We start from the raw sequence: 6,039 nt of genomic DNA, 5'->3' as shown, positions 1-6,039 counted from the left end.
GGGCATTACTAAGCTCGAGGAGCTGGAATACATCCATACCCGCAAAACGAGCGATCTGATCGTCTTCTCGCTGCGGGCCGGCGGCCATATCGGCGGGGCCTTTTACAGCGTGGCGCAGGCGGCTCGAAAGCACGGAGTTTCGGCCGAGCGGGCTTTGGCTATCGCGGAGGAACTGGCGGTGTACGCCGGCGCGCGCGGCATGGTCGGCGGACAAGCCGCCGATATGCTGGGCGAACAGGGCATTACTAAGCTCGAGGAGCTGGAATACATCCATACCCGCAAAACGAGCGATCTGATCGTCTTCTCGCTGCGGGCCGGCGGCCATATCGGCGGGGCCTTTTACAGCGTGGCGCAGGCGGCTCGAAAGCACGGAGTTTCGGCCGAGCGGGCTTTGGCTATCGCGGAGGAACTGGCGGTGTACGCCGGCGCGCGCGGCATGGTCGGCGGACAAGCCGCCGATATGCTGGGCGAACAGGGCATTACTAAGCTCGAGGAGCTGGAATACATCCATACCCGCAAAACGAGCGATCTGATCGTCTTCTCGCTGCGGGCCGGCGGCCATATCGGCGGGGCTGACGCCGCCCAATTGTCGGCACTCGAGACGTTCGGCCGCGGCATCGGGCTGGCGTTCCAGATTCAGGACGACATTCTCGATTTGACGGGAGACGAAGCGCTGCTCGGCAAGCCGCTGCGCAGCGACGAGAAGCAGCACAAGGTGACGTATCCGTATTTTATCGGTCTCGAAGCGTCGCGCGCCAAAGTCGAAGAGCTGACGGGAAGCGCGAAGAGGGCGATCCGCGAATCGTCGTTCCCGAATGCGCAGCGGCTGCTGCAGCTCGCCGATTTTATGATGAAACGAGACCATTAATATCACACCTGCGAACTTTGTGTTATAATGTAGCCACATACCTTTCGGGTGGTGCAGTATTCTAGTCAGTCTACCATGTTTGAGGGCGGGCCTAAAAATTCGCCAAAGGGCACATCGATGAAGTTCCTGGTGTTGGCTTCGAACGCCCAGTTCGGGGCTGATGCTGGGAGTTAAGGTTTGAGGGCGATCCGCAACGGCATGCGGGCGTTGACCCTCTTTCCGCGGAGGCCCAAGTGCGTGGCTGGCAGGCCGGGAGAAATTTGACCCGGTCGGGTTACGGCTTGGGGTATGAACCTGCAATGGCGAGCCTCACCTGCACTTATGAGATTATTCTACATAAGGTGCTAAAACGGCTTGCGTGCAGCGTAGCCTGCCTTGAGTGAAGTAGCGGGGATTGCAGATGTGTAGGCGTCAGGATTCTCGGCCAAGAAGACGGATGCCGGATGCTGCTTGAAATCTGCTTTGCAAAAGAGGCTAAAACATGGTTCAGGGCTGCTCGAGGAAAACTCCTAGACTGTTCGCGGTATGTGAGGCTTCTTGAGGATTATAGTGTGGACTAAGTGGTAATCCAGTCTGGCGCGCGGCGACGGCGCCAAGGCGGACATAATGGGAAACCGCCATTCCGGCGACGGAGCGGTGCCCGCTTGGGAAAACCTACTGGACCTAAGCCACAGCGTTTACTCAAGAAGCTGCCACTCGACCTAACCACATATCCACAAGTTCGCAAGGAGATGGCAAGTTGAAGTTTTCGATCCGGCATTCGATGCGCTGGAGTGTATTGATTGCTTTCATTACGTTTATTTTGGCATGTCTGTTCACCGTCAGCTCGACCGCCATTTTGGAAGGGGCCAGCTGGGCGATCGGCATGCTCATCGTTGTTATATTGATCTGCACCGGCATTTTTTTCGATATTCTCGGTCTCGGTGCCGCCGCGGCGAAAGAAACGCCGTTCCATGCTATGGCATCGGAGCGCGTGCCCGGATCACGGCAGGCGATTACGATCGTGCGCAACGCAGACCGGTTTTCCAACTTTTGCAACGACGTGATCGGCGATATTTCCGGCGTCATCAGCGGCGCGGCATCCGCGTTAGTCGTGTTCAAGCTGATGGCGTCGTTCCATGAATATGAAATGCTGCGAACGGCCGTCAGCGTCGTGTTTACCGCATTGGTGTCGGCTCTCACCGTTGGCGGCAAGGCGATGGGCAAATCGTTCGCCTTGAATTATTCGACGGAGATCGTGCTTTTGATCGGCAAATTTTTTTACTTGCTGGAACGCCGTCTCGGCCTGAAGCTGCTGCAGACGAAGCGGAAGCCGAAATCCAATTCCGGAAAGCGAGGAAACAAGCGTGCTGCTCGATCGAATCCACCAGCCTGATGATTTAAAGCGCCTTTCCATTCCAGAACTCGAACAAGTCGCGGCGGAAATTCGCCGTTTTCTGATCGAGAAGCTTTCCGTGAGCGGCGGCCATCTGTCTTCGAACCTGGGCGTTGTCGAATTGACGCTGGCGCTGCACGTTCACTACGACAGCCCGCGCGACAAATTCATTTTCGACGTCGGCCATCAACTTACGTGCACAAAATATTGACCGGCCGCCGCGACCGGTTCGACACGCTGCGCAAGTATAAAGGTCTGTGCGGATTCGTCAAACGGTCCGAAAGCGAGCACGACGTATGGGAAGCCGGCCACAGCTCGACGTCGCTTTCCGCCGCGATGGGCATGGCGATCGCGCGCGATTTGCAAGGCGAAGATTACCGCGTTGTAGCGGTGATCGGCGACGGCGCGCTGACCGGGGGCATGGCGCTCGAAGCGCTGAACCACATCGGCCATGAGCAGAAAAACGTCACAATCATTCTCAACGACAACGAGATGTCGATCGCGCCGAACGTAGGGGCGCTGCACAATTATCTCAGCAAAATTCGCTCCGACAAGCATTACCGCCGGGCGAAAGAAGAAGTCGAGCATTTGCTCAAAAAAATACCCGCCATCGGAGGCACGCTTGCCAAGACGGCGGAGAAAGTTAAAGATAGCCTGAAATATCTCGTCATGCACGGCGTCTGGTTTGAGGAGCTGGGACTTACATACATCGGTCCGGTCGACGGGCACAACTTGCCGCTGCTGCTCGAGACGCTGAAGCAGGCGGACAAAGTGCAGGGGCCAGTTCTCGTGCATGTCGTGACGACAAAGGGCAAAGGGTATACCCCTGCGGAGCAGGACGCCCATGCATGGCACGGAGCGAGCCCTTACAAGATCGAATCCGGGCAAATGATCAAAGCCGTCGGCAACCCGATGTATACGGAAGTGTTTGGCAGCACGCTGATCGAGCTCGGCGAACGGGACGAGCGCATCATCGCGGTGACGCCTGCGATGCCGGGCGGCTCGGGGCTTCTGAAGTTCGCGGAGCGATTTCCGTCACGCATGATCGACGTCGGCATCGCCGAGCAGCACGCCGCTACGCTATGCGCCGGAATGGCCGTACAAGGCATGAAACCGGTGTTTGCGGTATATTCTACCTTTATGCAGCGCGCTTACGACCAGATCGTGCACGACATTTGCCGCATGAACCTGAACGTGACGTTTGCGATCGACCGGGCCGGCTTCGTCGGTGCGGACGGGGAGACGCACCAAGGGGTGTACGATATCGCCTTCTTGCGCTCGCTTCCGAATATGGTGCTCATGATGCCGAAAGACGAAAATGAGCTGCGGCACATGATGTTTACCGCGCTCCAGTATGACGACGGACCGATCGCATACCGGTATCCGCGCATCAACGGGCTTGGCGTGCCGCTCGACCGGGAGCTGAAGGCGATTCCGATCGGCAAATGGGAAACGGTTCGCGAAGGAGACGCGGCGGCGATTCTCGCCGTCGGCCCGATGGTTCAGACGGCGCAAGAAGCGGCCGACGCGCTCGCCAAAGAAGGATTGCAGGTACGGGTCGTCAACGCACGCTTTATTAAACCGCTGGACGAAGCGATGCTGCTGCAAATCGGCAAAGATGGTCTGCCCATTCTGACGATGGAAGAAGGGGCGGCGCTCGGCGGGTTCGGCTCGGCCGTGCTGGAGTATTACGCCCGCGAAGTGATGGACGGGCTGCATATTCGCACGATGGGCATTCCCGACTACTTTGTCGAGCATGGTTCGGTCAAAGAGCAGCGCAAAGAAGTCGGCCTGACCGCAGAGCAAGCCGCCGCCCAGCTCACGGCATTGCTGAAAGCCGCGCGTCCGCCGAAACGGCAGCGCGCCTGACCTAACGAAAAAGGATTGACGTCATGTCTTCGGATAAAGAACGGCTCGACGTCCTGCTCGTCGAGCAGGGCTACTACGAAAGCAGGGAAAAAGCCAAGGCCGCCATTATGGCTGGCCTTGTTCTCGTTGACGAGATGCCGGTCGACAAGGCCGGAACGAAAATAAGCAGGGCAGCCAAGCTGAAGGTGAAGGGCGCCGTCCATCCGTATGTAAGCCGTGGCGGGCTCAAGCTGGAAAAAGCTTTGCGCGAGTTCGGCATCGATCTCGCCGGTGCGGTCATGCTTGATATCGGGGCGTCAACGGGCGGTTTCACCGACTGCGCGTTACGCAGCGGTGCCGCCTATGTGTACGCCATCGATGTCGGCTACAATCAGCTCGATTGGTCGCTCAGGAGCGATCCGCGCGTGCAGGTGATGGAGCGGACCAATTTTCGCTATATGGAACCCGGCGATTTGCAAGGCCCTCAGCCGACGTTCGCATCTATCGACGTATCGTTCATCTCTTTAAAGCTCATACTGCCGCCGCTGCTGCGGCTGCTGGCTGCCGGCGGGGGCACAGTCGCTTTGATCAAACCGCAGTTTGAAGCGGGCAAAGACAAAGTCGGCAAATCGGGCATCGTGCGCGATCCGGACGTCCATAAGGAAGTAATCGTCTCCATTCTCGCCTTCGCGCAGCAGACCGGCTTTCGGATCAAAGGGCTGACCTTCTCGCCGATTAAAGGCGGGGAAGGCAATGTGGAGTTTCTCGTCTACTTGACTACGGATATCGATGCCCCGATCTTGCCGGGCGATGCCATCGAGGCCGAAGCGAAGCGGACGATTGCCGAAGCGGGACAAACGTTGTAAAATTGAATACGTTCCGTTATAATGGGAACATATGGTCGTGACGCGCACGCCACTCCCCCTTCCGGACAGCCCGGGAAGCGGCGGGTGGCGTTTTGCTTTTGCAGGCAAAAAAGGGTTTTTTCGCACCGTTCGCGAATAATAACGCGAGGTGACCTCCGATGCGAAGCGGCGACGTTCTGGTCGTAGTGCTGGTATTGGGCGTGCTTCTCATCTGGGGCGGGATTGCGTTCCGCCATTGGTTCGAGAATCCGCCGAAAAAACAGAAAGTGCAAGCTCCTTTAGGGGAGCCCGATTTCGAGCCGAATGAAGTGACCGAGCTGCTGGAAGGGGCCGGCTTCGACGTGCTTGCGGCCAAAGCGCGCATTCCGATCGTGATGACGCTGAACGACCGCGAACAGTTCCAGAGCCGTCTCTACATCGATTACTTCGCGGAAAAATCGGACGAGCTGTTTCTCGTCAAAGTCGCTCGCGAACGCAAGCCGCTTGAACTGACCGGCACCGGCATCCGCGACGCCTTGCTTCATTATTATTTGCTGTATCCCGAAGCCGCGGGTGTGCTTTATGTCGATATGGATGCGCACAAGATTAAAAAATTTACGTTCGATATTGAGGTGTAGCTGCTTGAAGGGACAACGCCATGTCAAAATTAGAGAAATCGTCTCCAATCAGGAAATCGAAACGCAGGACGAGCTCGTCGAGGCGCTTCGTGAGGCCGGATTTAACGCGACGCAAGCAACCGTCTCCCGCGACATTAAAGAGCTGCATCTTATTAAGGTGCCGCTCGCGGACGGCCGCTACAAGTATTCCGTCCCGACGGGACAGCATTACAATCCGTCGCAGCGCTTGAAGCGGGCGTTGACAGACCATTTTGTCCATATCGATTTCACCGGCAACCTGGTCGTGCTCAAATGTTTGCCGGGCACCGCCAACACTGTTTGCGCACTCATCGACAATCTGGAGTGGCCTGAAGTGATGGGTACGATCGGCGGCGACGATACGATTCTGATCATATGCCGTACGGAACAAAACAGCCAAGCGGTGGTCGATACGATTTTGTCGATGCTGGGTTGAGGGGAGACGGA

5 protein-coding genes and 1 pseudogene are annotated in these 6,039 nt (G+C 57.4%); all 6 read left to right on the top strand.

What is annotated here, in order from left to right; all coding sequences use genetic code 11:
* Nucleotides 1-4 precede the first annotated feature (4 nt).
* The 6 genes and pseudogenes from SD70_RS26135 to ahrC all read left to right on the top strand — a co-directional run bounded on the left by SD70_RS26135 (nt 5) and on the right by ahrC (nt 6,028).
* Nucleotides 5-868, top strand: a complete 864-nt coding sequence (locus SD70_RS26135; protein WP_449267219.1) for a polyprenyl synthetase family protein — start codon at nt 5-7, stop codon at nt 866-868.
* Nucleotides 869-1,607: 739 nt separating this feature from the next.
* A complete protein-coding gene (locus tag SD70_RS26130) occupies nt 1,608-2,243 on the top strand; it encodes a hypothetical protein (protein ID WP_041051099.1) in 636 nt (211 codons plus the stop codon).
* A pseudogene (dxs, locus tag SD70_RS26125) lies at nt 2,215-4,112 on the top strand (1-deoxy-D-xylulose-5-phosphate synthase). Before SD70_RS26130 ends, dxs begins: the two are co-directional and overlap by 29 nt.
* 23 nt (nt 4,113-4,135) lie before the next feature.
* On the top strand, nt 4,136-4,957 hold the full coding sequence (locus SD70_RS26120) for a TlyA family RNA methyltransferase (protein WP_041051097.1): 822 nt from the start codon (nt 4,136-4,138) through the stop codon (nt 4,955-4,957).
* Nucleotides 4,958-5,115: 158 nt separating this feature from the next.
* Nucleotides 5,116-5,574: a hypothetical protein gene (locus tag SD70_RS26115; RefSeq protein WP_041051095.1), complete on the top strand. Its 459-nt coding sequence runs from the start codon at nt 5,116-5,118 to the stop codon at nt 5,572-5,574.
* A gap of 4 nt (nt 5,575-5,578) precedes the next feature.
* Nucleotides 5,579-6,028, top strand: coding sequence for a transcriptional regulator AhrC/ArgR (ahrC, locus tag SD70_RS26110; protein ID WP_041051093.1), 450 nt, complete (start codon nt 5,579-5,581; stop codon nt 6,026-6,028).
* Nucleotides 6,029-6,039: the final 11 nt, after the last annotated feature.

The organism is Gordoniibacillus kamchatkensis (genome assembly GCF_000829455.1).
In the GTDB taxonomy this organism is placed as follows: Bacteria; Bacillota; Bacilli; order Paenibacillales; family NBRC-103111; genus Gordoniibacillus; species Gordoniibacillus kamchatkensis.
This window is presented reverse-complemented; position numbering and strand designations above follow the sequence as displayed.